General features: G+C 65.0%; 25 protein-coding genes and 5 pseudogenes. All 30 read left to right on the forward strand.

What is annotated here, in order from left to right; translation table 11 throughout:
• Nucleotides 1–209 precede the first annotated feature (209 nt).
• The 30 genes and pseudogenes from rpsL (at nt 210) to secY (ending at nt 22,203) form a co-directional block, all read left to right on the forward strand.
• Nucleotides 210–584 (forward strand): 30S ribosomal protein S12, encoded by a 375-nt coding sequence (gene rpsL, locus AC2W7K_RS12490; RefSeq protein ID WP_009379175.1) that lies wholly within the window; start codon nt 210–212, stop codon nt 582–584.
• Nucleotides 584–1,052 (forward strand): annotated as a pseudogene (rpsG, locus tag AC2W7K_RS12495) (30S ribosomal protein S7). Before rpsL ends, rpsG begins: the two are co-directional and overlap by 1 nt.
• A 90-nt stretch (nt 1,053–1,142) precedes the next feature.
• Nucleotides 1,143–3,248 (forward strand): elongation factor G, encoded by a 2,106-nt coding sequence (gene fusA, locus AC2W7K_RS12500; protein WP_211977970.1) that lies wholly within the window; start codon nt 1,143–1,145, stop codon nt 3,246–3,248.
• A gap of 114 nt (nt 3,249–3,362) precedes the next feature.
• Nucleotides 3,363–4,554: pseudogene (gene tuf / locus AC2W7K_RS12505) on the forward strand (elongation factor Tu).
• A 145-nt stretch (nt 4,555–4,699) separates the two neighbouring features.
• Nucleotides 4,700–6,364, forward strand: a pseudogene (locus AC2W7K_RS12510) (glycoside hydrolase family 13 protein).
• Nucleotides 6,365–6,443: 79 nt separating this feature from the next.
• Nucleotides 6,444–7,752: pseudogene (locus AC2W7K_RS12515) on the forward strand (extracellular solute-binding protein).
• A gap of 47 nt (nt 7,753–7,799) precedes the next feature.
• Nucleotides 7,800–8,642 (forward strand): carbohydrate ABC transporter permease, encoded by an 843-nt coding sequence (locus AC2W7K_RS12520; RefSeq protein ID WP_198498206.1) that lies wholly within the window; start codon nt 7,800–7,802, stop codon nt 8,640–8,642.
• Nucleotides 8,643–8,646: 4 nt separating this feature from the next.
• Nucleotides 8,647–9,483, forward strand: coding sequence for a carbohydrate ABC transporter permease (locus AC2W7K_RS12525; RefSeq protein WP_198500914.1), 837 nt, complete (start codon nt 8,647–8,649; stop codon nt 9,481–9,483).
• A 40-nt stretch (nt 9,484–9,523) separates the two neighbouring features.
• A complete protein-coding gene (locus tag AC2W7K_RS12530; protein WP_211977966.1) occupies nt 9,524–10,783 on the forward strand; it encodes an ABC transporter ATP-binding protein in 1,260 nt (419 codons plus the stop codon).
• Nucleotides 10,784–11,127: 344 nt separating this feature from the next.
• Entirely contained in the window at nt 11,128–11,436 is a 309-nt protein-coding gene (gene rpsJ / locus AC2W7K_RS12535) for a 30S ribosomal protein S10 (protein WP_009379191.1), read from the forward strand.
• An 11-nt stretch (nt 11,437–11,447) separates the two neighbouring features.
• Nucleotides 11,448–12,122: a 50S ribosomal protein L3 gene (rplC, locus tag AC2W7K_RS12540; protein WP_137826113.1), complete on the forward strand. Its 675-nt coding sequence runs from the start codon at nt 11,448–11,450 to the stop codon at nt 12,120–12,122.
• Between the two features lie 5 nt (nt 12,123–12,127).
• Entirely contained in the window at nt 12,128–12,781 is a 654-nt protein-coding gene (gene rplD / locus AC2W7K_RS12545) for a 50S ribosomal protein L4 (RefSeq protein ID WP_211977965.1), read from the forward strand.
• Nucleotides 12,778–13,077: a 50S ribosomal protein L23 gene (gene rplW, locus AC2W7K_RS12550; RefSeq protein ID WP_009379194.1), complete on the forward strand. Its 300-nt coding sequence runs from the start codon at nt 12,778–12,780 to the stop codon at nt 13,075–13,077. Before rplD ends, rplW begins: the two co-directional genes overlap by 4 nt.
• 30 nt (nt 13,078–13,107) lie before the next feature.
• Entirely contained in the window at nt 13,108–13,944 is an 837-nt protein-coding gene (gene rplB / locus AC2W7K_RS12555; protein ID WP_137826115.1) for a 50S ribosomal protein L2, read from the forward strand.
• 15 nt (nt 13,945–13,959) lie between these two features.
• Nucleotides 13,960–14,241, forward strand: a complete 282-nt coding sequence (gene rpsS / locus AC2W7K_RS12560; protein WP_113905439.1) for a 30S ribosomal protein S19 — start codon at nt 13,960–13,962, stop codon at nt 14,239–14,241.
• A gap of 40 nt (nt 14,242–14,281) precedes the next feature.
• Nucleotides 14,282–14,668, forward strand: a complete 387-nt coding sequence (gene rplV / locus AC2W7K_RS12565) for a 50S ribosomal protein L22 (RefSeq protein WP_137826116.1) — start codon at nt 14,282–14,284, stop codon at nt 14,666–14,668.
• The gene (rpsC, locus tag AC2W7K_RS12570) at nt 14,668–15,483 is read left to right on the forward strand and encodes a 30S ribosomal protein S3 (RefSeq protein WP_137826117.1); all 816 of its coding nucleotides are present in this window, start codon (nt 14,668–14,670) and stop codon (nt 15,481–15,483) included. The genes rplV and rpsC overlap by 1 nt, the downstream gene beginning before the upstream one ends.
• A 3-nt stretch (nt 15,484–15,486) precedes the next feature.
• Nucleotides 15,487–15,903, forward strand: coding sequence for a 50S ribosomal protein L16 (gene rplP, locus AC2W7K_RS12575; RefSeq protein ID WP_009379199.1), 417 nt, complete (start codon nt 15,487–15,489; stop codon nt 15,901–15,903).
• 2 nt (nt 15,904–15,905) lie between these two features.
• Nucleotides 15,906–16,157 carry a 50S ribosomal protein L29 gene (rpmC, locus tag AC2W7K_RS12580; protein ID WP_137826121.1) on the forward strand — a complete coding sequence of 84 codons (252 nt, stop codon included), beginning with the start codon at nt 15,906–15,908 and terminating at the stop codon, nt 16,155–16,157.
• Complete coding sequence (gene rpsQ, locus AC2W7K_RS12585; RefSeq protein ID WP_140955548.1) at nt 16,157–16,444, forward strand: 30S ribosomal protein S17; 288 nt, start codon at nt 16,157–16,159, stop codon at nt 16,442–16,444. Before rpmC ends, rpsQ begins: the two co-directional genes overlap by 1 nt.
• Nucleotides 16,445–16,593: 149 nt before the next feature.
• Complete coding sequence (rplN, locus tag AC2W7K_RS12590) at nt 16,594–16,962, forward strand: 50S ribosomal protein L14 (protein ID WP_137826777.1); 369 nt, start codon at nt 16,594–16,596, stop codon at nt 16,960–16,962.
• 2 nt (nt 16,963–16,964) lie between these two features.
• Nucleotides 16,965–17,333 carry a 50S ribosomal protein L24 gene (gene rplX / locus AC2W7K_RS12595; RefSeq protein ID WP_137826776.1) on the forward strand — a complete coding sequence of 123 codons (369 nt, stop codon included), beginning with the start codon at nt 16,965–16,967 and terminating at the stop codon, nt 17,331–17,333.
• Nucleotides 17,333–17,902: a 50S ribosomal protein L5 gene (rplE, locus tag AC2W7K_RS12600; protein WP_137826775.1), complete on the forward strand. Its 570-nt coding sequence runs from the start codon at nt 17,333–17,335 to the stop codon at nt 17,900–17,902. The genes rplX and rplE overlap by 1 nt, the downstream gene beginning before the upstream one ends.
• 69 nt (nt 17,903–17,971) lie before the next feature.
• Nucleotides 17,972–18,370 (forward strand): 30S ribosomal protein S8, encoded by a 399-nt coding sequence (rpsH, locus tag AC2W7K_RS12605; RefSeq protein WP_137826774.1) that lies wholly within the window; start codon nt 17,972–17,974, stop codon nt 18,368–18,370.
• A 17-nt stretch (nt 18,371–18,387) separates the two neighbouring features.
• Nucleotides 18,388–18,924, forward strand: a complete 537-nt coding sequence (gene rplF / locus AC2W7K_RS12610; protein WP_137826773.1) for a 50S ribosomal protein L6 — start codon at nt 18,388–18,390, stop codon at nt 18,922–18,924.
• Nucleotides 18,925–18,926: 2 nt separating this feature from the next.
• Nucleotides 18,927–19,306, forward strand: a pseudogene (gene rplR, locus AC2W7K_RS12615) (50S ribosomal protein L18).
• Complete coding sequence (rpsE, locus tag AC2W7K_RS12620; RefSeq protein ID WP_232623529.1) at nt 19,303–19,968, forward strand: 30S ribosomal protein S5; 666 nt, start codon at nt 19,303–19,305, stop codon at nt 19,966–19,968. The pseudogene rplR and the gene rpsE overlap by 4 nt, the downstream one beginning before the upstream one ends.
• Entirely contained in the window at nt 19,968–20,150 is a 183-nt protein-coding gene (gene rpmD / locus AC2W7K_RS12625) for a 50S ribosomal protein L30 (RefSeq protein ID WP_198498209.1), read from the forward strand. The genes rpsE and rpmD overlap by 1 nt, the downstream gene beginning before the upstream one ends.
• A 1-nt stretch (nt 20,151) precedes the next feature.
• The gene (gene rplO, locus AC2W7K_RS12630) at nt 20,152–20,604 is read left to right on the forward strand and encodes a 50S ribosomal protein L15 (protein WP_137826771.1); all 453 of its coding nucleotides are present in this window, start codon (nt 20,152–20,154) and stop codon (nt 20,602–20,604) included.
• A 297-nt stretch (nt 20,605–20,901) separates the two neighbouring features.
• On the forward strand, nt 20,902–22,203 hold the full coding sequence (gene secY / locus AC2W7K_RS12635) for a preprotein translocase subunit SecY (RefSeq protein WP_198498210.1): 1,302 nt from the start codon (nt 20,902–20,904) through the stop codon (nt 22,201–22,203).

A 22,203-nucleotide genomic window follows, 5' to 3' on the forward strand; every position in this document is an offset into this window, starting at 1 on the left:
GGCGCAGGCCGCCCGACCGAGCAGAACCCTGCGCGCGCGTGTCCTTGCGACACTCCCGAGCGCAGGGTGCGTGAGGCCGCGTGGTTACTGGCATCGGGAGTCAAGCTTCACCCGGTGTTCAGTCGGATATGTCCCACGGTTCACAAACGCGACCTGCGTCGCGGCCGATGTGGGAATTAGGTTCATCGAGAAGCAATGGAGAACGCTTAGTGCCGACAATCCAGCAGCTCGTCCGCAAAGGACGGCATAACAAGTCCGCAGGGTCCGACGCCCCTGCCCTGAAGGGCAGCCCCCAGCGTCGCGGCGTGTGCACCCGTGTGTACACCACGACCCCCAAGAAGCCGAACTCGGCTCTTCGCAAGGTCGCTCGTGTCAAGCTCTCGAGCCAGATCGAAGTGACCGCGTACATCCCCGGTGAGGGACACAACCTGCAGGAGCACTCGATCGTGCTCGTGCGCGGTGGCCGTGTCAAGGACCTTCCGGGTGTGCGCTACCGGATCGTGCGCGGTTCGCTCGACACCCAGGGTGTCAAGGGCCGTCAGCAGGCCCGCAGCAAGTACGGAGCGAAGAGGGAGAAGAAGTAATGCCGCGCAAAGGTCCTGCACCGAAGCGACCGATCGTCGTCGACCCGGTCTTCAACTCGCCGCTCGTCACGCAGCTGATCAACAAGATCCTGCTCGACGGCAAGCGCTCGACCGCCGAGCGCATCGTCTACGGTGCCTCGAGGCACCCGCGAGAAGAACGGCAACGACCCGGTTGCCAACCTCAAGAAGGCTCTCGACAACATTCGCCCGTCCCTCGAGGTCCGCTCCCGCCGCGTCGGCGGTGCGACCTACCAGGTGCCGGTCGACGTCCGTCCTGCTCGTTCGACGACCCTGGCACTGCGCTGGCTCGTGGGCTACGCCCGCCAGCGCCGTGAGAAGACGATGACCGAGCGCCTCATGAATGAGATCCTCGACGCGGGCAACGGCCTCGGTGCCGCTGTCAAGCGCCGTGAGGACACCCACAAGATGGCCGAGTCCAACAAGGCCTTCGCCCACTACCGCTGGTGATCGTCGCCCTTGCCGCCCGATCGGTCTGCTGCGCAGACCGGTCGGGAGGGAAGGGTCTGCGGTCAAGTCATCGATTGAGAGAGAGACACCGTGGCACTTGACGTGCTCACCGACCTGAACAAGGTCCGCAATATCGGCATCATGGCCCACATCGATGCCGGTAAGACCACTACGACCGAACGCATCCTGTTCTACACCGGTGTGAACTACAAGATCGGCGAGACCCACGACGGTGCCTCGACGATGGACTGGATGGAGCAGGAGCAGGAGCGCGGCATCACGATCACGTCGGCCGCGACGACCTGCTACTGGCACGATTACCAGATCAACATCATCGACACCCCGGGACACGTCGACTTCACCGTCGAGGTGGAGCGCTCGCTCCGCGTCCTCGACGGCGCCGTCGCCGTGTTCGACGGCAAGGAAGGCGTTGAGCCGCAGTCCGAGACCGTGTGGCGTCAGGCTGACAAGTACAACGTTCCGCGTGTGTGCTTCGTCAACAAGATGGACAAGCTCGGTGCGGACTTCTACTTCACCGTGCAGACCATCAAGGACCGCCTCGGTGCGAAGCCGCTCGTCATCCAGCTGCCGATCGGCGCCGAGTCCGACTTCGAGGGCATCGTCGACCTTCTTGAGATGAAGGCCTACATCTGGCCTGACGAGTCCAAGAAGGGTCAGGACATGACCGAGATCGAGATCCCCGCGGATCTTGCGGACAAGGCCGAAGAGTACCGTGCCCAGCTCGTCGAGGACGTCGCCGAGAGCTCGGAAGAGCTCATGGAGAAGTACCTCGAGGGTGAGGAGATCTCGGTCGCCGAGCTCAAGGCCGGCATCCGCGCTCTCGTCATCGAGTCCGAGGCCTTCCCGGTGATGTGCGGTTCCGCGTACAAGAACAAGGGCGTCCAGCCCATGCTCAACGCTGTCCTCGACTACCTCCCCTCGCCGCTCGACGTGCCTCCGATGATCGGACACAACCCGAGCAACGAGGAAGAGGAGATCGTCCGCAAGCCCTCCGTCGACGAGCCGTTCTCGGCACTCGCGTTCAAGGTGGCCACGCACCCGTTCTTCGGTGCGCTCACCTACGTCCGCGTGTACTCGGGACAGGTGAAGTCGGGCGAGCAGGTTCTCAACGCCACGAGCGGAAAGAAGGAGCGCGTCGGAAAGCTCTTCCAGATGCACTCCAACAAGGAGAACCCGGTCGAAGAGGCGATCGCCGGTCACATCTACGCGTTCATCGGTCTCAAGGACACGACGACGGGCGACACGCTGTGCGATCCCGCACACCCGATCGCTCTCGAGTCGATGACCTTCCCCGAGCCCGTCATCTCCGTGGCCATCGAGCCCAAGACGAAGGGCGACCAGGAGAAGCTCTCGGCTGCCATCCAGAAGTTCGTCAAAGAGGATCCGACCTACCAGGTCGAACTCGACCCGGAGACCGGCCAGACCGTCATCCGCGGCATGGGCGAGCTCCACCTCGACATCCTCGTCGACCGCATGCGTCGCGAGTTCAAGGTCGAGGCGAACGTCGGCAAGCCGCAGGTCGCGTACCGCGAGACGATCCGTCGCGCCGTCGAGAAGTACGACTACACCCACAAGAAGCAGACGGGTGGATCGGGACAGTTCGCCAAGGTCCAGGTGACCTTCGAGCCTCTCGAGGTCGACGGCGACACGATCTACGAGTTCGAGAACGCCATCACCGGCGGTCGCGTGCCTCGTGAGTACATCCCGAGCGTCGACGCCGGCATCCAGGATGCGATGCAGCTCGGCGTCCTCGCCGGCTACCCGCTGGTCGGCATCAAGGCCACTCTGGTCGACGGTGCCTACCACGACGTCGACTCCTCGGAGATGGCGTTCAAGATCGCCGGTTCGATGGTCCTCAAGGAGGCCGTGAAGAAGGCGAACCCGGTTCTGCTCGAGCCGGTCATGGAAGTCGAGGTGCGCACCCCTGAGGAGTACATGGGCGACGTCATCGGCGACCTGAACTCTCGGCGTGGCCAGATCCAGTCCATGGACGACGCTTCCGGCGTGAAGGTCGTCAAGGCTGTGGTCCCGCTGTCGGAGATGTTCGGCTACATCGGAGACCTGCGGTCGAAGACCCAGGGCCGCGCGGTGTACTCGATGCAGTTCTCCAGCTATGCGGAGGTCCCGAAGGCTGTGGCCGACGAGATCATCCAGAAGATGCGTGGCGGAGAGTAATCTCCACAGCTCATCGCCAAGGTGATGTAGAACAACATCACTGGAATGAAAGATAACCAACAAAGGTCTAAGATATGAACCGCATATCTTTTGCCAACCACGAGGAGGAACCCAGTGGCAAAGGCTAGTTTCGATAGGACTAAGCCGCACGTCAACATCGGCACCATCGGCCACGTTGACCACGGAAAGACCACCTTGACCGCTGCGATCACCAAGGTCCTGGCGGACAAGTACCCCGATCTCAACGAGGCTCGCGCCTTCGACCAGGTGGACAACGCACCTGAGGAGAAGGAGCGGGGCATCACCATCAACGTCTCGCACGTTGAGTACCAGACCGAGAAGCGTCACTACGCTCACGTCGATGCCCCTGGTCACGCCGACTACATCAAGAACATGATCACCGGTGCTGCTCAGATGGACGGCGCGATCCTCGTGGTCGCCGCCACCGACGGTCCGATGCCGCAGACCCGTGAGCACGTCCTGCTCGCGCGTCAGGTCGGTGTGCCCTACATCGTCGTGGCTCTCAACAAGTCCGACATGGTCGACGACGAAGAGCTCCTCGAGCTCGTCGAGTTCGAGGTCCGCGACCTGCTCTCGAGCCAGGAGTTCGACGGCGACAACGCTCCCGTCGTCCAGGTCTCCGCTCTCAAGGCCTCGAGGCGACGAGAAGTGGGTCAAGACCGTCGAAGACCTCATGGATCAGGTCGACGAGTACGTTCCGGAGCCGGAGCGCGACATCGACAAGCCCTTCCTCATGCCCGTCGAGGACGTCTTCACGATCACCGGTCGTGGAACCGTCGTCACCGGTCGTGTCGAGCGCGGCGTCCTCCTCCCCAACGAGGAGATCGAGATCGTCGGCATCAAGCCGAACTCGTCGAAGACGACCGTCACCGCCATCGAGATGTTCCGCAAGACCCTGCCGGATGCCCGTGCAGGTGAGAACGTCGGTCTGCTTCTCCGCGGCACCAAGCGCGAAGACGTCGAGCGCGGCCAGGTCATCGTCAAGCCGGGTTCGATCACCCCGCACACCAAGTTCGAAGGTCAGGTCTACATCCTGAGCAAGGACGAGGGCGGCCGTCACAACCCGTTCTACTCGAACTACCGTCCGCAGTTCTACTTCCGGACCACCGACGTCACCGGCGTCATCACGCTGCCCGAGGGCACCGAGATGGTCATGCCCGGCGACAACACCGACATGTCGGTCGAGCTCATCCAGCCGATCGCCATGGAGGAAGGCCTCCGCTTCGCCATCCGCGAAGGCGGCCGCACCGTCGGTGCAGGTCGAGTCACCAAGATCATCGAGTGATCTGACTCTTCTCCACTGAGCCTCACCGCTCAGCGCTGAAGCCCACAGGGGCCGCAATCATCATGATTGCGGCCCCTGTGGCGTCTATGCTGGACTTTCGCACAGCCGCATCGCACAGCCGCATCGCACAGTGAGGAGACAGAGCATGGCAGAGGGTCAGAGCTGGGCGGCCGACGCCGTCATCTACCAGGTCTATCCGCGCTCGTTCGCCGACGGCGACGGCGATGGGATCGGCGACCTGCCGGGGATCCTCGAGCGCTTCGACCACTTCACCGACCTCGGCGTCGACGCGATCTGGCTCTCCCCGTTCTACCCCTCGCCCGGCAACGACGCCGGCTACGACATCAGCGACTACCGGGACGTCGATCCCGTCTTCGGCACGCTCGCCGACTTCGATGCGCTCATCGCCCGTGCCCATGCTGCGGGCGTGCGCGTCATCGTCGATCTCGTCCCCAATCACACGTCCGCCGTCCATCCGTGGTTCCAGAAGGCCATGAGCGCCGAGGCGGGGGACCCTGCTCGTGACATGTACATCTTCCGCACCGGTCGGGACGCGGCGAGGCGCCGCCGAACAACTGGACATCGGTCTTCGGGGGTCCTGCATGGACCCGGGTCGACGGCAGCGACGACTGGTACCTCCATCTCTTCGATCCCACGCAGCCCGACCTCAACTGGGACAACCCGGCAGTGCGGGAGGCGTTCGAGGGAGTCCTGCGTTTCTGGCTCGACCGCGGCGTCGACGGCTTCCGCGTCGATGTCGCCCATGGTCTCGTCAAGGCCGAGGGCCTGCCCGATCACCAGCCCGCCGGTGACGGCGACGCGGGACCGGCGGCGTCACCGACCGCGGCCTCGCCGTTCTTCGACCAGGACGGGGTCCACGATGTCTACCGGGCGTGGCGGCGGGTCCTCGACGATTATCCGGGGGAGCGGATCCTCGTCGCCGAAGCCTGGGTCGAACCGCTCTCGCGACTCTTCCGCTACGTCCGCGACGACGAGATGGATCAGGCCTTCAACTTCACCTTCCTCATGGCCGGCGTCGACCCGGGGAACCTCCACCGCGCCGTCGATGAGACCTTCGCGGCAGCTGCGAGGTTGGGGCGAGCCGACGTGGGTGATGTCGAACCACGACACCGTCCGCCATGCCAGCCGCTTCGGACTTCCCACCCCGCCGCCGCATCAGCGCGGAATCGGGCCCGCGGACCCGCAGCCGGACGAGGCGCGGGGCCGACGGCTCGCGGCCGCGATGGCCCTCGTCGAACTCGGCCTGCCCGGCTCCGCCTACGTCTACCAGGGCGACGAACTCGGCCTGCCCGAGCACACCCAGCTGGCAGCCGATGAGCGACGGGATCCGGTGTTCGCCCGCAGCAGGGGGACCGAACTCGGACGGGACGGGGCGCGCACGCCCTACCCCTGGTGGGACACGGATGACCACCTCGGCTTCGGCACCCGCGCCGACGCTCAGACGTGGCTGCCCCAACCCGAGTCGCACCGCGGCCTCGCCCGCGACGTCCAGCGCGCCGCCGCGGACTCACAGCTTCGCCTCTACACCGAGCTCATCGCCCTCCGACGCGCCCGGGGGATCGGGCGCGGAGCCTTCGCGTGGCACGCGCTCGACGATCCCGACGCCGGTCTCCTCGCCTTCACGAGCGCGACCGCCACCGGCACGATCCTCGTGATCGCGAACCTCACCGCCGCGCCGCGGGCGCTGACCGGGCTGCCGGCGGGGGACCTCATCGCCGCAAGTCACCCTGACGCAATGTCGGAGGGAGTGCTGAGTGCGGACAGTGCCGTGTGGATCGCGCTCGAGTGATTCCATTCCGCCTGACTTGGGGTAATGTGGCTCACAGACGACCATGACATGTGCAACGCTGCAGAGTGGCAGGTGAGCAATGACGGAGAAGGCAAGGAAGCACCGACCGTGGCGACTGGCGCTGGCCGGCGGTGCGCTGCTCGGTCTCGTCGCAGTCACCGGCTGCAGTGCGAACACCTCGACACCGACCCTGACGTGGTACATCAACCCCGACAACGGGGGCCAGGCGACGATCGCCGAACAGTGCACGGCTGAGGCCGACGGGGCGTACCGGATCTCGACGAGCCTGCTGCCCAACGATGCCCCCAGCCAGCGCGAGCAGCTCATCCGCCGCCTCGCCTCGGCGGACTCGTCGATCGACATCATGAGCCTCGACCCGGTCTACGTCGCCGAGATGGCCAATGCCGACTACCTCGCCCCCGTCCCCGAAGAGTACATCGGGGAGTTCACCGACGGGGTCATTCCCTCCTCGGTCGAATCCTCCACCCGGCAGGACGTCCTCGTCGCCGCCCCCTTCTGGGCCAACACCCAGCTGCTGTGGTACCGCAAATCCGTCGCCGAGGCGGCCGGGCTCGATATGTCCCAACCGGTGACCTGGGACGAGATCATCGATGCCGCTGAAGGTCAGGACAAGCGCGTCGGCGTGCAGGGCATCAGGGCCGAGTCGCTGACGGTGTGGATCAATGCGATGGTCGAATCCGCCGGCGGGCAGATCGTCGAGAACCCCGACGCCGATTCGCCCGACCAGGTCACCCTCGGCCTCGACTCCGAGGCGGCCGGAGTGCTGCGGGCATCATGGAGCGGATCGCCGAGACCGGCGTCGGCGGCCCCGCACTGTCGAACCTCGACGAGAACGGGGCGATGCTCGAATTCCAGAGCGACGACGGCGGCTTCATGGTCAACTGGCCCTTCATCTACTCGGCTTCGCAGGCCGCCGTCGAGGACGGCAGCCTCGACCAGGCGGTCCTCGACGACATCGGGTGGACTCTCTACCCCCGCGTCGACGAGGGGCAGGAATCGCGGCCGCCGCTGGGCGGGATCAACCTCGGCGTCGGTGCCTTCTCGGAGAACCCGGACCTCGCCTTCCAGGCCGTCGACTGCATCCGCTCACCGGAGAAGCAGTCCGCGTACTTCCTCACCGACGGCAACGCCCCGTCGAACCTCGCCGCCTTCGACGATCCGGAGGTGCAGGAGGCGTTCCCCGCCGCACCGGTCATCGCCGAATCGCTCCAGGTCTCCGCCGCCCGGCCGCTGACGCCCTACTACAACGAGGTGACCGGCGGAATCCAGAAGTCCTGGCACCCGCCGGAGGCGTCCGTCCGGACTCCACGCCAGCGCGGTCCCAGGAATTCATCCTCGAGATCCTCAAGGGGGAGAGGCTGCTGTGAAAGCAAAGGTGTCGAACCGGCAGCGCGGTGAGACGAGACTCGGGTGGATGCTCTCGGCCCCTGCGGTCATCATCCTCCTCGCCGTCACCGGCTATCCCATCCTCCAGGCGGTGTACTTCTCGTTCTTCAACTACCGGATGACCGACCCGGACAACCGCTACGTCAACTGGGGGCAGAACTACATCGTCATCCTCACCGATCCGCTGTGGTGGCAGACGGTCGGGGTGACCCTGCTGCTCACGGTCGTCACGGTCGCCGTCGAACTCGTCCTCGGGTTCGCGCTCGCGCTCGTCATGCTCAATGCGCTGAAAGCGGTGCGGCCGTGGGTGCGCACGGCCATCCTCATCCCCTACGGCATCATCACCGTCGTCGCGGCGTTCTCCTGGAAGTACGCCTTCGACCTCGGCACCGGCTTCGTCGGCACGTGGCTGTCGATGCCGGCCTTCGACTGGTTCGGCGACTTCTGGTCCTCGTTCATCGTCATCTGCGCCGCGGAGATCTGGAAGACGACGCCGTTCATCTCCCTGCTCCTCCTCTCCGGTCTCGCGCAGATCCCCAGCGACATGCTCGAGGCGGCGACCGTCGACGGCGCGACCTGGTGGCAGCGGATGTGGAAGGTGATCATCCCGAACATGAAGGCGGCCATCATGGTGGCGCTGCTCTTCCGCACCCTCGACGCGTTCCGCGTCTTCGACTCCGTGTTCGTCATGACCGCCGGCGCGCAGAACACCGCGACGGTCTCGTTCCTCACGTACAACCAGTCGATCGGCCAGCTGCAGCTGGGCATGGGCTCGGCGCTGTCGGTGCTGCTCTTCCTCAGCGTCGCCCTCATCTGCTTCATCTTCATCAAGTTCTTCAAGGTCGACCTGGCCCAGGCGAGAGGTGAGTGAGACGATGTCCGGCCGCAAGCACACCGTCTGGTGGATCGTCATCAGCCTCGTCGTCGCCGTCTACGCGCTCTTCCCCGTCGTGTGGATCGTCTCCCTGTCGCTGAAGTCGCCCGGCGACATCGCGAACAAGCAGTTCTGGCCCACCGCGATCGACTGGTCGAACTACGAGCTGATCTTCACCGGGGCCGCGAAGGACCTCTTCCTCCCCGCGCTCGTCAACTCGATCGGGATCTGCCTCATCGCCACCGTCATCGCCGTCGTCCTCGCCACGCTCACGGCCTACGCGGTGGCCCGTCTCGACTTCCCGGGCAAGAAGCTCATCCTCACGATGGCCCTGGCCGTGTCGATCTTCCCCGTCATCTCGCTCGTCACCCCGTTGTTCCGGATCTGGTCGGCGATCGGGCTCTACGACACGTGGGCGGGCCTCATCATCCCGTACCTCTCGCTCACCCTGCCGATCTCGATCTGGACGCTTGCCGCATTCTTCCGGCAGATCCCGTGGGAGCTCGAGCAGGCCGCGCAGGTCGATGGGGCGACGAGCTTCCAGGCCTTCCGCAAGGTCATCGTGCCCCTGGCCGCCCCCGGCGTCTTCACCACGGCGATCATCGCGTTCTTCATCGCGTGGAACGACTTCGTCTACGGGATCTCGCTGACCTCGACCTCGGCGGCCCGACCGGTGCCCGCGGCCCTGTCCTTCTTCACCGGCGCCAGCCAGTTCGAAGAGCCCGCCGGCGCGATCTCCGCGGCGGCGATCATCGTCACGATCCCGATCATCATCATCGTCCTGCTCTTCCAGCGCCAGATCGTCTCCGGTCTGACCTCGGGAGCCGTCAAGGGATGAGCCCCACGCCCACCACCCCACACCAGCGGAGTTGAGAACCATGTCCGAGATCGAACTGCGGAACATCATCAAGCGCTACGGCGACGGGTACCCCGCGATCAGCGATGTCAGCCTGCGGATCGCCGAGGGCGAGTTCGTCATCCTCGTCGGCCCCTCGGGCTCGGGCAAGTCGACCCTGCTGCGGATGATCGTCGGCCTCGAGGACATCACCGAGGGCGACCTGCGCATCGACGACGAGCGGGTCAACGACTCCGCACCCCGCGAACGCGACCTCGCCATGGTGTTCCAGAACTACGCCCTCTATCCGCACCTGACCGTCGCCGAGAACATCGCGTTCCCGCTCATGCTCGCCAAGGGGCAGTACTCGAAGGAGGAGATCGACGAGCGGGTCAACCGGGCGGCGACGCTGCTCGAACTCCGCGACCACCTCGACCGCAAACCCGCGAACCTCTCCGGCGGGCAGCGCCAGCGGGTGGCGATGGGCCGGGCGATCGTCCGCGACGCGAAGGCGTTCCTCTTCGACGAGCCGCTGTCGAACCTCGACGCGAAGCTGCGCATCCAGATGCGGACCGAGATCTCGCGGATGCAGCGCAACCTCGGCGTCACCACCGTCTACGTCACCCACGACCAGACCGAGGCGATGACCCTGGGCGACAAGGTCGCGGTGCTGAAGAAGGGCGTGCTCCAGCAGTACGCGAGCCCGCAGGAGCTCTACGACGAGCCCGTCAACCTCTTCGTCGCCGGCTTCATCGGGTCACCGCCGATGAACTTCCTGCCGGTGGAGAACGTCGACGGTCGGCTCCGCTCGCCGTTCGGGGAATTCAGCCTCCCGGCCGCCGAGGCGGAGAAGCTGCGCGGCGCCCCGCAGTACCTCGTCGCCGGCATCCGGCCCGAGGACTTCCATGATGCGGCGACCCTCGACGAGGCGAAGCGCGGCGGGGGAGCGCTCCTCAGCGCCGAGGTCGACGTCACCGAATGGCTCGGCAACGAGGTCTACGCCTACATCCCCTTCGAAGCGGAGCCGGCGGTGAGGAAGGCACTCGAGGAGCTCGACCGCGACCTCGACGGCGAGGGCGCGCGCACGCAGGTCGTCGCCGTCCTCGACCCGTCCACCTCGGTGCGCGAGGGCGATACCATGGAACTCTGGTTCGACCCGGCCAAGGTCATGGTCTTCGATCCCGAGACGGGAGAGAACCTCACCCGCGACCCGGAGAACGCGCAGCGCCTCGCCGCGGAGTCCGAAGCCGCCCGCCAGCGGGCCCTCGAGCGGGCGAAGTCACAGCAGGCGGCCAGCGTCTGAGACTTCACTCACAAGCACAACCCCCGGAATTGCGCGGATGCACGCGGCTGTGAAAAGATAGTCAGGTTGCGTTCTGGGTGTTGACCCCTGCACTGCGGCCTTCTGGCCGCGAACAGCCCGGAACACTATCGGATCGATGAATCTGCGACACCGCGGGTTCGGACCGAGCAGCCAATGAGTAGAAGCGCCGTCGGCCCTGACAGATGAGAAGCGAGAGCTTCGTCCGCCAGGATCAGCCGACACGCCCGACCTCGGGGGTCGGTCATGGTCAGCCGGCACAGACCCCTGTCGCATCCGCGGCGGGAGGTTGATGGCCGGAAGGAACAAAAGAAAGAGACGACGCCATGGCGGGACAGAAGATCCGCATCCGGCTCAAGTCGTACGACCACGCTGTGATCGACAGTGCTGCGCGAAAGATCGTGGACACCGTCACTCGCGCTGGTGCGACTGTTGTGGGCCCGGTGCCGTTGCCGACGGAGAAGAACGTGTACTGCGTCATCCGTTCGCCGCACAAGTACAAGGACAGCCGTGAGCATTTCGAGATGCGCACGCACAAGCGTCTGATCGACATCGTCGATCCGACGCCAAAGGCCGTCGATTCGCTCATGCGTCTCGACCTCGCCGACGACGTCAACATCGAGATCAAGCTCTAAGGGAGGGAAAAATGGCGAACACTCGTTCCTCAGCTCTCCCGACCACCCGCAAGGTCAAGGGCCTTCTGGGTACCAAGCTGGGCATGACCCAGGTGTGGGATGAGCAGAACAAGCTCGTGCCGGTGACCGTTGTGGCCACCGGAAACAACGTTGTCACCCAGATCCGCGACGAAGAGACCGACGGCTACCCGGCCGTGCAGATCGCCTTCGGCGAGATCGACCCGCGCAAGGTCAACAAGCCGACCGCTGGTCACTTCGAGAAGGCCGGCGTGACCCCGCGCCGTCACCTCGTCGAACTGCGCACCGCTGACGCCGGCGAGTACTCGCTGGGTCAGGAGCTCGGTGTCGACACGTTCGAAGCCGGAGTCAAGGTCGACGTCACCGCGAAGACCAAGGGCAAGGGCACCGCTGGTGTCATGAAGCGCCACGGCTTCTCCGGTGTCGGCGCCTCGCACGGTGCTCACCGCAATCACCGCAAGCCGGGTTCGATCGGTGGAGCAGCTACGCCTGGTCGCGTGTTCAAGGGCATGCGCATGGCCGGCCGCATGGGTGCCGTCAAGCACACCACCCAGAACCTCACGATCCACGCCGTGGACACCGAGAACAACTTCCTGCTCATCAAGGGTGCCGTTCCCGGCCCCAAGGGCGCCGTCGTTCTCGTTCGCTCGGCTTCGAAGGAGGCCTGAACGACATGACTGATGTCAAGACAGTCGACGTCGTCGATGCCACCGGTGCGAAGACCGGTTCCGTTGACCTGCCTGCCGAGGTCTTCGGCGTGGCGACCAACGTGCCGCTCATCCACCAGGTCGTCGTCGCACAGCTCGCAGCTGCCCGCCAGGGCACGCACAAGACCAAGACCCGCTCCGAAGTTCGCGGCGGCGGTCGCAAGCCCTACCGTCAGAAGGGAACCGGCAACGCCCGTCAGGGTTCGATCCGCGCTCCCCAGTACAACGGCGGTGGAATCGTGCACGGTCCGGTGCCGCGCGACTACTCGCAGCGGACCCCGAAGAAGATGAAGGCCGCCGCTCTGCGCGGAGCCCTCTCCGACCGCGCACGCCTCGATCAGGTCTTCGTCGTGAAGAACCTCATCACCGGCGACGCCCCGTCGACCAAGCAGGCGAAGCTCGCTCTGGGCGGCCTCTCCGATCGCAAGAACACCCTCGTGGTGCTCGACCGTGACGACGAGCTCACCTACCTCAGCGTTCGCAACCTGCCGCACGTGCACGTGCTCACCTCCGACCAGCTCAACACGTACGACGTGCTGGTCGCCGATGACATCGTGTTCACCGAGGCAGCTCTTGCCGCGTTCCTGGGCGGAAACCGCAATTCGGAGGACGCATCATGAGTCTCAACTTCAAGGATCCGCGCGACATCATCATCGCGCCGGTCGTCTCGGAAAAGACCTACAGCCTGATGGACGAGGGGAAGTACACCTTCATCGTCGATCAGCGCTCGAACAAGACCGAGATCAAGAACGCCATTGAATCGATCTTCGATGTGCAGGTCGCCAAGGTGAACACCCTGAACCGTCAGGGCAAGCGCCGCCGCACCCGCACCGGTTGGGGAAAGCGCAAGGACACCAAGCGTGCCATTGTCGCCCTCAAGGACGGATCGATCGACATCTTCGGTGGATCGCTCTAAGCGATCCTTCGCATAAGAAGGACAAGACTCATGGGAATTCGCAAGCACAAGCCGACGACCCCGGGCCGCCGTGGCTCGTCGGTCGCCGACTTCGTCGAAGTGACCCGGTCGACGCCGGAGAAGTCGCTTCTGCGCCCGCTGCCCAAGCGCGGCGGCCGCAACAACCAGGGACGCGTGACCACTCGCCATCAGGGCGGCGGTCACAAGCGCCAGTACCGTGTCATCGACTTCCGCCGCCACGACAAAGATGGTGTCCCGGCGAAGGTCGCACACATCGAGTACGACCCGAACCGCACCGCGCGCATCGCCCTCCTGCACTACGCAGACGGTGAGAAGCGCTACATCATCGCCCCGCAGAACCTCAAGCAGGGCGCTCAGGTGGAAGCCGGACCGGGTGCAGACATCAAGCCGGGCAACAACCTCGCCCTGCGCAACATCCCAGTCGGCACCGTCGTGCACGCCGTTGAGCTGCGCCCCGGTGGCGGAGCCAAGATCGCCCGTTCTGCCGGCTCGTCCGTGCAGCTCGTCGCGAAGTACGGCCGTTTCGCTCAGCTGCGGATGCCTTCGGGCGAGATCCGCAACGTCGACGCCCGCTGCCGTGCCACGGTCGGCGAGGTCGGCAACGCCGAGCAGTCGAACATCAACTGGGGCAAGGCAGGTCGCATGCGCTGGAAGGGCAAGCGCCCGTCCGTGCGTGGTGTCGTCATGAACCCGATCGACCACCCGCACGGCGGTGGCGAGGGCCGGACCTCGGGTGGTCGTCACCCGGTCAGCCCGTGGGGTCAGCCAGAAGGCCGCACTCGCCGGCCGAAGAAAGAGAGCGACAAGTACATCGTGCGCCGTCGCCGGACCGGCAAGAAGCGCTGATTGGAGTACTGACTTATGCCTCGTAGCCTCAAAAAGGGTCCTTTCGTCGATGAGCACCTGTACCAGAAGGTCGCTCGTCAGAACGAGAAGAACACCAAGAACGTAATCAAGACCTGGTCGCGTCGCTCGATGATCATCCCGGACTTCCTGGGACACACCATCGCCGTTCACGACGGACGCAAGCACGTGCCGGTCTTCATCACTGAAGCGATGGTCGGGCACAAGCTCGGCGAGTTCGCACCCACACGGACGTTCCGTGGCCACGAAAAGGACGATCGCAAGGGCCGCCGCCGCTGAGGCGGGGGACCAGCGATCTCAGACAGGAGAGAAGGAAGCGATGGAAGCCAAGGCTAAGGCGCGTTACCTGCGCGTCACGCCTCGCAAGGCTCGGCGCGTCATTGACCTCATTCGTGGTCAGCAGGCAACCGAAGCACTTGCAGTGTTGAAGTTCGCCGAGCAGTCGGCGTCCGACCCGATTTACAAGCTCGTCGCCTCGGGCATCGCGAATGCGCGTGTCAAGGCCGACGAGGAAGGTCTCGCGTTCGACGAGAACGACCTGGTCATCTCGGAGGCGTTCGTCGACGAGGGACCGACCATGAAGCGGTTCCGCCCGCGTGCTCAGGGACGTGCGTTCCGCATTGAGAAGCGCACCAGCCACGTCACCGTGGTCCTGGCCAGCGGAGACGACCTGCCGCAGCAGAAGAGCCGGAAGGGGAACCGCTGATGGGCCAGAAGATCAATCCGAACGGATTCCGACTCGGAATCACCACGGACCACAAGTCGAAGTGGTTCGCTGACTCGACCAAGCCGGGACAGCGCTACAGCGACTACGTGCTCGAAGATGTCAAGATCCGCCAGATGATGACCAAGGGCCTCGAGCGGGCCGGCATCTCGAAGGTCAACATCGAGCGCACCCGTGACCGTGTCCGCGTGGACATCCACACCGCCCGTCCGGGCATCGTCATCGGACGCCGCGGTGCCGAGGCCGACCGCATCCGCGGTCAGCTCGAGAAGCTCACCGGCAAGCAGATTCAGCTCAACATCCTTGAGGTGAAGAACCCGGAGATCGACGCTCAGCTCGTCGCTCAGGGCGTTGCCGAGCAGCTCGCCAGCCGCGTGGCCTTCCGCCGCGCGATGCGCAAGGCGATCCAGAGCGCCCAGCGCGCCGGTGCCAAGGGCATCCGCGTGCAGTGCTCGGGCCGCCTCGGCGGTGCTGAGATGAGCCGGTCGGAGTTCTACCGCGAAGGCCGTGTGCCCCTGCACACCCTGCGCGCGAACATCGACTACGGATTCCACGAGGCGCACACCACCTTCGGACGCATCGGCGTCAAGGTGTGGATCTACAAGGGCGACATGACCGACAAGGAGCTTGCCGCCGAGCAGGCGAAGGCTCCGGCAGCGCGCGGCCCCCGTGGTCGCGGTCGCGGCCGCGGCGGTCGTGGACGGGGTCAGGAAGGCGGAGCCCGCCGGAACGACTCGGCCCGCACGACTGAGAACAACGCTGAGGCCCCCGCGGCTGAGGCCGGAACGGAGGGCTGAGACATGTTGATCCCTCGTCGAGTGAAGTACCGCAAGCAGCACCACCCCAAGCGGGGCGGCGCCGCCAAGGGTGGCACGACGGTGGCCTTCGGTGACTACGGCATCCAGGCTCTCGAGCCGGCCTACGTCACCAACAGGCAGATCGAAGCCGCACGTATTGCCATGACGCGCTACATCAAGCGCGGTGGCAAGGTGTGGATCAACATCTACCCCGACCGACCGCTGACGAAGAAGCCCGCCGAGACCCGCATGGGTTCCGGCAAGGGCTCTCCCGAGTGGTGGGTTGCCAATGTCAAGCCGGGACGGGTCATGTTCGAACTCGCCGGTGTGTCCGAGGAAGTTGCTCGTGAGGCGCTGCGCCTGGCGATCCACAAGCTTCCGCTCAAGGCCCGCATCGTGGCCCGCGAAGGTGGTGAGTGAGCATGGCGATCGGTTCGAAGAACCTGTCCATGGACGCGCTTGACGGTTACGACAACGAGCGTCTGGCGGAAGAGCTCAAGAAGGCCAAGGCCGAGCTGTTCAACCTCCGCTTCCAGTCGGCCACCGGCCAGCTGGAGAACCACGGCCGCCTCAAGGCCGTGCGTCGCGACATCGCTCGTATCTACACCGTGCTCAATGAGCGGGAGCTGGACATCCGTCCGAACCCCGCTGACGCCAAGGAAGAGGACAAGTGATGGCAGACACGACCAACACCGAGGCGACGTCTGTCGACCGCAACTCCCGCAAGACTGCGCGTGGCTACGTCGTCTCCGACAAGATGGACAAGACCATCGTCGTCGAGATCGAAGAGCGCAAGAAGCACCGCCTCTACGGCAAGGTCATGCGCAAGTCGGTCAAGCTCAAGGCCCACGACGAGGAGAACACCGCCGGTATCGGCGACCTCGTCCGTGTGGCTGAGACGCGTCCGGTTTCGGCCGCGAAGCGCTGGCGGCTCGTCGAGATCATCGAACGCGCCAAGTAAGTCAGCGTTCGCCCCTCCCTCCCGGTCCCGCCCATGGCCTGAGTCCTTCAGGCCATGGGCGGCTACCGGGAACGGGGCGAGTATGTCAATGAATCCGTTCCGCAAGGCTCGCAGCGATGTGAGAACCAGCGCGACGACAGGAGAAAACAGTGATTCAGCAAGAGTCGCGACTCAAAGTCGCCGACAACACCGGAGCCAAGGAGATCCTGGCCATCAGGATCCTCGGCGGTTCCGGTCGGCGCTACGCCTCGATCGGTGACACCATCGTGGCCACCGTCAAGGACGCAATCCCCGGCGGCAACGTGAAGAAGGGTGACGTCGTCAAGGCCGTCATCGTTCGCACGGCCAAGGAGCGTCGCCGCCCGGACGGCTCCTACATCAAGTTCGACGAGAATGCAGCTGTCATTCTCAAGGCTGATGGGGAACCCCGCGGCACCCGCATCTTCGGACCCGTGGGACGCGAATTGCGTGACAAGAAGTTCATGAAGATCGTCTCCCTGGCACCGGAGGTGTTGTGAGCATGGCGAACAAGCTCAAGATCAAGAAGGGCGACCTCGTCCAGGTGATCGCAGGTGCCCGTCAGTCGCGCGGCGGCGATCGTGGGAAGCAGGGCAAGGTCCTTGCCGTCTACCCCGAGCGCAACCGCGTCCTCGTCGAGGGCGTCAACCGCGTGATCAAGCACAAGAAGGCAACGCAGACTCAGGCCGGCGGCACCGCCGGCGGCCGTGAGACTCACGAAGCCCCCATCCATGTGTCCAACGTGGCGCTCGTTGATCCCAAGGACAACAAGCCGACCCGCGTCGGATACCGCGAAGAGCAGGTGGAGCGCAACGGTCGCACCAAGACCGTGCGGGTCCGCTACTCGCGTCGCACCGGGGAGGAGATCTGATGACGGAGACAAGCACGAACCGTCCGGCGCCGCGCCTCAAGCAGGTCTACCGCGATGAGATCGTCGGTAAGCTGCAGGAGGAGTTCGACTACGCCAACCCGATGCAGGTTCCCGGCCTCACGAAGGTCGTCGTCAACATGGGTGTGGGTGACGCAGCGCGTGACTCGAAGCTCATCGAGGGCGCGATCAACGACCTCACCCTCATCACCGGCCAGAAGCCGATCGTGACGCGGGCGAAGAAGTCCATCGCTCAGTTCAAGCTGCGCGAAGGCCAGCCCATCGGCGCCCACGTCACCATGCGCGGAGCCCGGATGTGGGAATTCGTCGACCGCGTCATCTCGCTGGCACTCCCGCGCATCCGCGACTTCCGCGGACTCTCGGACCGCCAGTTCGACGGCAACGGCAACTACACCTTCGGTCTCACGGAGCAGTCGATGTTCCACGAGATCGATCAGGATCGCATCGATCGTGTCCGCGGTATGGACATCACCGTTGTGACGACGGCGAAGACCGACGATGAGGGACGGGCCCTGCTCCGCCACCTCGGCTTCCCGTTCAAGACAAAATAATCTCTACGTTGCAGGTCCAAGCGCGCACGCCGCGGGCGGAAACCGTAACGAGGAAGGGCACGAGCCCACATGACAATGACTGATCCAGTCGCAGACATGCTCACGCGTCTGCGCAACGCCAACTCGGCTTACCACGAGGACGTCAGCATGCCGTTCTCGAAGCTGAAGTCGAACATCGCCGAGATCCTCAAGGCCGAAGGCTACATCACCGGATGGAGCGTCGAAGACGCGACCGTCGGGAAGACCCTGCGCCTCGATCTCAAGTTCGGTCCCAACCGTGAGCGTTCGATCGCCGGCCTCCGCCGTGTGTCGAAGCCGGGACTGCGCGTCTACGCGAAGTCGACCAACCTGCCGAAGGTCCTCGGTGGACTCGGCATCGCCATCCTGTCGACCTCGTCGGGTCTCCTGACGGATCGCCAGGCCGCCAAGAAGGGTGTGGGTGGGGAAGTCCTCGCCTACGTCTGGTAAGGAAAGGGGAGAAGAGCATGTCACGCATCGGCAAGAACCCGATCTCCGTTCCGTCTGGCGTCGAGGTCAAGATCGACGGCCAGGATGTGGCCGTCAAGGGCCCCAAGGGCGAACTGTCCGTGACCATCGCCGAGCCGATCACCGTGTCGCTCGATGAGGGCACGGTCACCGTGGCCCGTCCGAACGACGAGCGCGAATCGCGGTCGCTGCACGGACTGTCCCGGACCCTGATCAACAACATGATCATCGGTGTCACCGAGGGCTACACGAAGGGTCTCGAGATCGTCGGCACCGGTTACCGCGTGCAGGCGAAGGGATCGAACCTCGAGTTCGCTCTCGGCTACAGCCACTCGATCACCGTCGAACCGCCCGAGGGCATCTCGTTCTCCGTCGAAGGACAGAACAAGGTGGCCGTCCACGGCATCGACAAGCAGCTGGTCGGCGAGACCGCTGCGAACATCCGGAAGCTGCGCAAGCCCGAACCCTACAAGGGCAAGGGTGTCCGCTACGCCGGAGAGAATGTCCGTCGCAAGGTCGGAAAGGCTGGTAAGTAGAGATGGCCTTTGGCAAGAAGGAAAGCTACGGCAAGGGCAGGGCAGCTGCTCGCAAGCGCCGTCACACTCGTCTGCGCAAGCATGTCAGTGGTACGGCCGAGCGTCCCCGTCTCTCAGTGACCCGTTCCACGCGCCACGTCTTCGTCCAGGTCATCGACGACACCGTCGGCAAGACCCTGGCCTCGGCCTCCACCATGGAAGCCGATCTGCGCGCACTCGAAGCAGACAAGACCGGCAAGGCACGCAAGGTCGGCGAGCTGGTTGCCCAGCGCGCCAAGGAAGCCGGCGTCGGGGCGTCGTGTTCGACCGTGGAGGCAACGCCTACCACGGCCGTGTGCAGGCCATCGCCGAAGGTGCCCGTGAAGGAGGATTGGCGCTATGAGCGAAGAGAACAACGTCTCGCAGGAGACTGCTGAGAACCGCGGTTCCGACAACCGCGGCGGTGACAACCGCGGCGGTCGCGGCCAGGGTCGCGGACGCGGCGAGGGTCGCGGACGCGGCGGTCGCGGAGACCGCGAAGAGAAGAGCCAGTTCATCGAGCACGTCGTCACGATCAACCGCGTGTCGAAGGTCGTCAAGGGTGGACGTCGGTTCTCCTTCACCGCCCTCGTCGTCGTCGGTGACGGTGACGGCATGGTCGGCATGGGCTACGGCAAGGCGAAGGAAGTTCCCGCCGCCATCGCGAAGGGTGTCGAGGAGGCGAAGAAGAACTTCTTCCGCGTCCCCCGCATCCAGAAGACGATTCCCCACCCCGTCCAGGGTGAGGAAGCGGCAGGCGTCGTCCTGCTCCGTCCCGCCGCTCCGGGTACCGGCGTCATCGCCGGCGGTCCGGTCCGTGCAGTGCTCGACGCTGCCGGCGTCCAGGACATCCTGTCCAAGTCGCTGGGTTCGTCGAACGCGATCAACATCGTCCACGCTGCGATCAAGGCTCTCCAGAGCCTCGAGCGTCCCGAGGAAGTCGCGGCTCGCCGTGGACTGCCCGTCGACGAGGTCGCACCGCACGCGCTTCTGCGTGCGGCTGCTGAAAGCGGGGCGAAGGCCTGATGGCGAAGCTCAAGGTAACTCAGAAGAAGTCCGAGATCGGCGGCAAGCAGAACCAGCGCGACTCGCTGCGTTCGCTCGGCCTCAAGCGGATCAACGACGTCGTGGTGCACGACGATCGCCCGGAGATCCGGGGCATGATCAACGTCGTGCGTCACCTGGTGACAGTGGAAGAGGTGGACTGAAATGGCGAACAACGACGCACTGAAGATCCACGATCTCCGTCCGGCCCCCGGCGCCAAGACCGCGAAGACCCGTGTGGGTCGCGGTGAGGGCTCGAAGGGCAAGACCGCCGGCCGCGGAACCAAGGGCACGAAGGCCCGCTACCAGGTTCCGCACGGCTTCGAGGGTGGACAGACGCCGATGCACATGCGTCTGCCCAAGCTGCGTGGGTTCAAGAACCCCGCGAAGGTGACCTTCCAGGTCGTCAACCTCGACAAGCTGTCGGCTCTGTTCCCGGAAGGCGGCGACGTCACCGTCGCCGATCTGGTCGCCAAGGGCGCTGTGCGCCCGAAGCAGCCGGTCAAGGTTCTGGGCACGGGTGAGATCACCGTGGCGATCAACATCACTGCAGACAAGTTCTCGGGCTCGGCGCTCGAGAAGATCGCAGCTGCAGGCGGAAGCGCCACCGAGGCCTGAGTGCGGGCCCGCACCCGCGGGCACGGCATCAGGACCCCGAGACGGAAGGGGCGGTCACACTGTGACCGCCCCTTCCGGCATCCCCGCACCCGGGCAGCCGGCACACCTGAGGAGAACCCGGGCGCCGCCTCGGCGAGACCCTCCTCACGATGGGACCCGAGACCGCCTCGAGACCGGGGGAGAGGGGCTTGCTCGGTTTCTGCCTGAGACCCGCACCCTGGTAGTCTTTTGCAGGTATTTGTCTCATTCGCCAGGTCGTGACAGCGACCCTGACTTCCATCCCCCTGAGGAGGACGCTTGATCGGCGCAATTCGGAGGGCCTTTTCCACGCCCGACTTGAGGAACAAACTCCTCTTCACCCTGGGCATCATCGTCCTCTTCCGCCTGGGCTCCTTCATCCCCTCGCCCGGCATCGACTACACGCAGGTCCAGCAGTGCGTGGCGTCCCCGCAGCTCAATGAGGGCGGGTTCGCGATGATCAACCTCTTCAGCGGCGGCGCCCTGCTCCAGCTGTCGATCTTCGCCCTCGGCATCATGCCCTACATCACGGCGAGCATCATCGTCCAGCTGCTCCGCGTCGTCATCCCGCGCTTCGAGGCCCTCCACAAGGAAGGCGCCTCCGGTCAGGCCAAGCTCACGCAGTACACCCGCTACCTCACGATCGGCCTGGCGATCCTCAACGCCACGACCCTCGTCGCGACCGTGCGCTCCGGTGCGCTGTTCGGTCAGATCGAAGGCTGCACGAACCTCATCACCAACGACACGTGGTGGGGCATCACCGTCCTCGTCATCACGCTCACCGCCGGCACCGGTCTCATCATGTGGCTCGGCGAGCAGATCACCGAGCACGGCGTCGGCAACGGCATGTCGATCCTCATCTTCACCTCGGTGGCGGCGGCCTTCCCGTCCTCGCTCGGCGCGATCCTCCGCGAACAGGGCATCGACGTGTTCCTCATCGTCATCGCCGTCGGCCTCGTCCTCGTCGCCCTCGTCGTCTTCGTCGAGCAGTCCCAGCGCCGCATCCCCGTCCAGTACGCCAAGCGCATGGTCGGGCGCCGGATGTTCGGCGGCACCTCGACGTACATTCCGATCAAGGTGAACATGGCCGGCGTCATCCCGGTCATCTTCGCCTCCTCGGTGCTCTACCTGCCGAGCCTCATCGCTCAGTTCTTCAACCCCGAGACGAACTGGGTCGAATGGATCAACACGTACTTCACCACCGGTGACCACCCGATCTACATCGCCGCCTACGCGGTGCTCGTCATCTTCTTCTCGTACTTCTACGTCGCGATCACCTTCAACCCGGAGGAAGTCGCGGACAACATGAAGAAGTACGGCGGCTTCATCCCCGGCATCCGGGCCGGACGTCCCACCGCGGAGTACCTGAGTTACGTGCTCAGCCGCATCAACTTCCCCGGATCGCTCTACCTCGCGTTCGTCGCGCTCATCCCGCTCATCGCCCTGGTTCTCATCAACGCGAACCAGAACTTCCCCTTCGGCGGCACCTCGCTGCTCATCGTCGTGGGTGTCGGCCTCGAGACGGTCAAGCAGATCGACGCGCAGATGCAGCAGCGCCACTATGAGGGCCTGCTCCGCTGA

This window comes from Brevibacterium sp. LAARM2_SD2, from assembly GCF_057364785.1.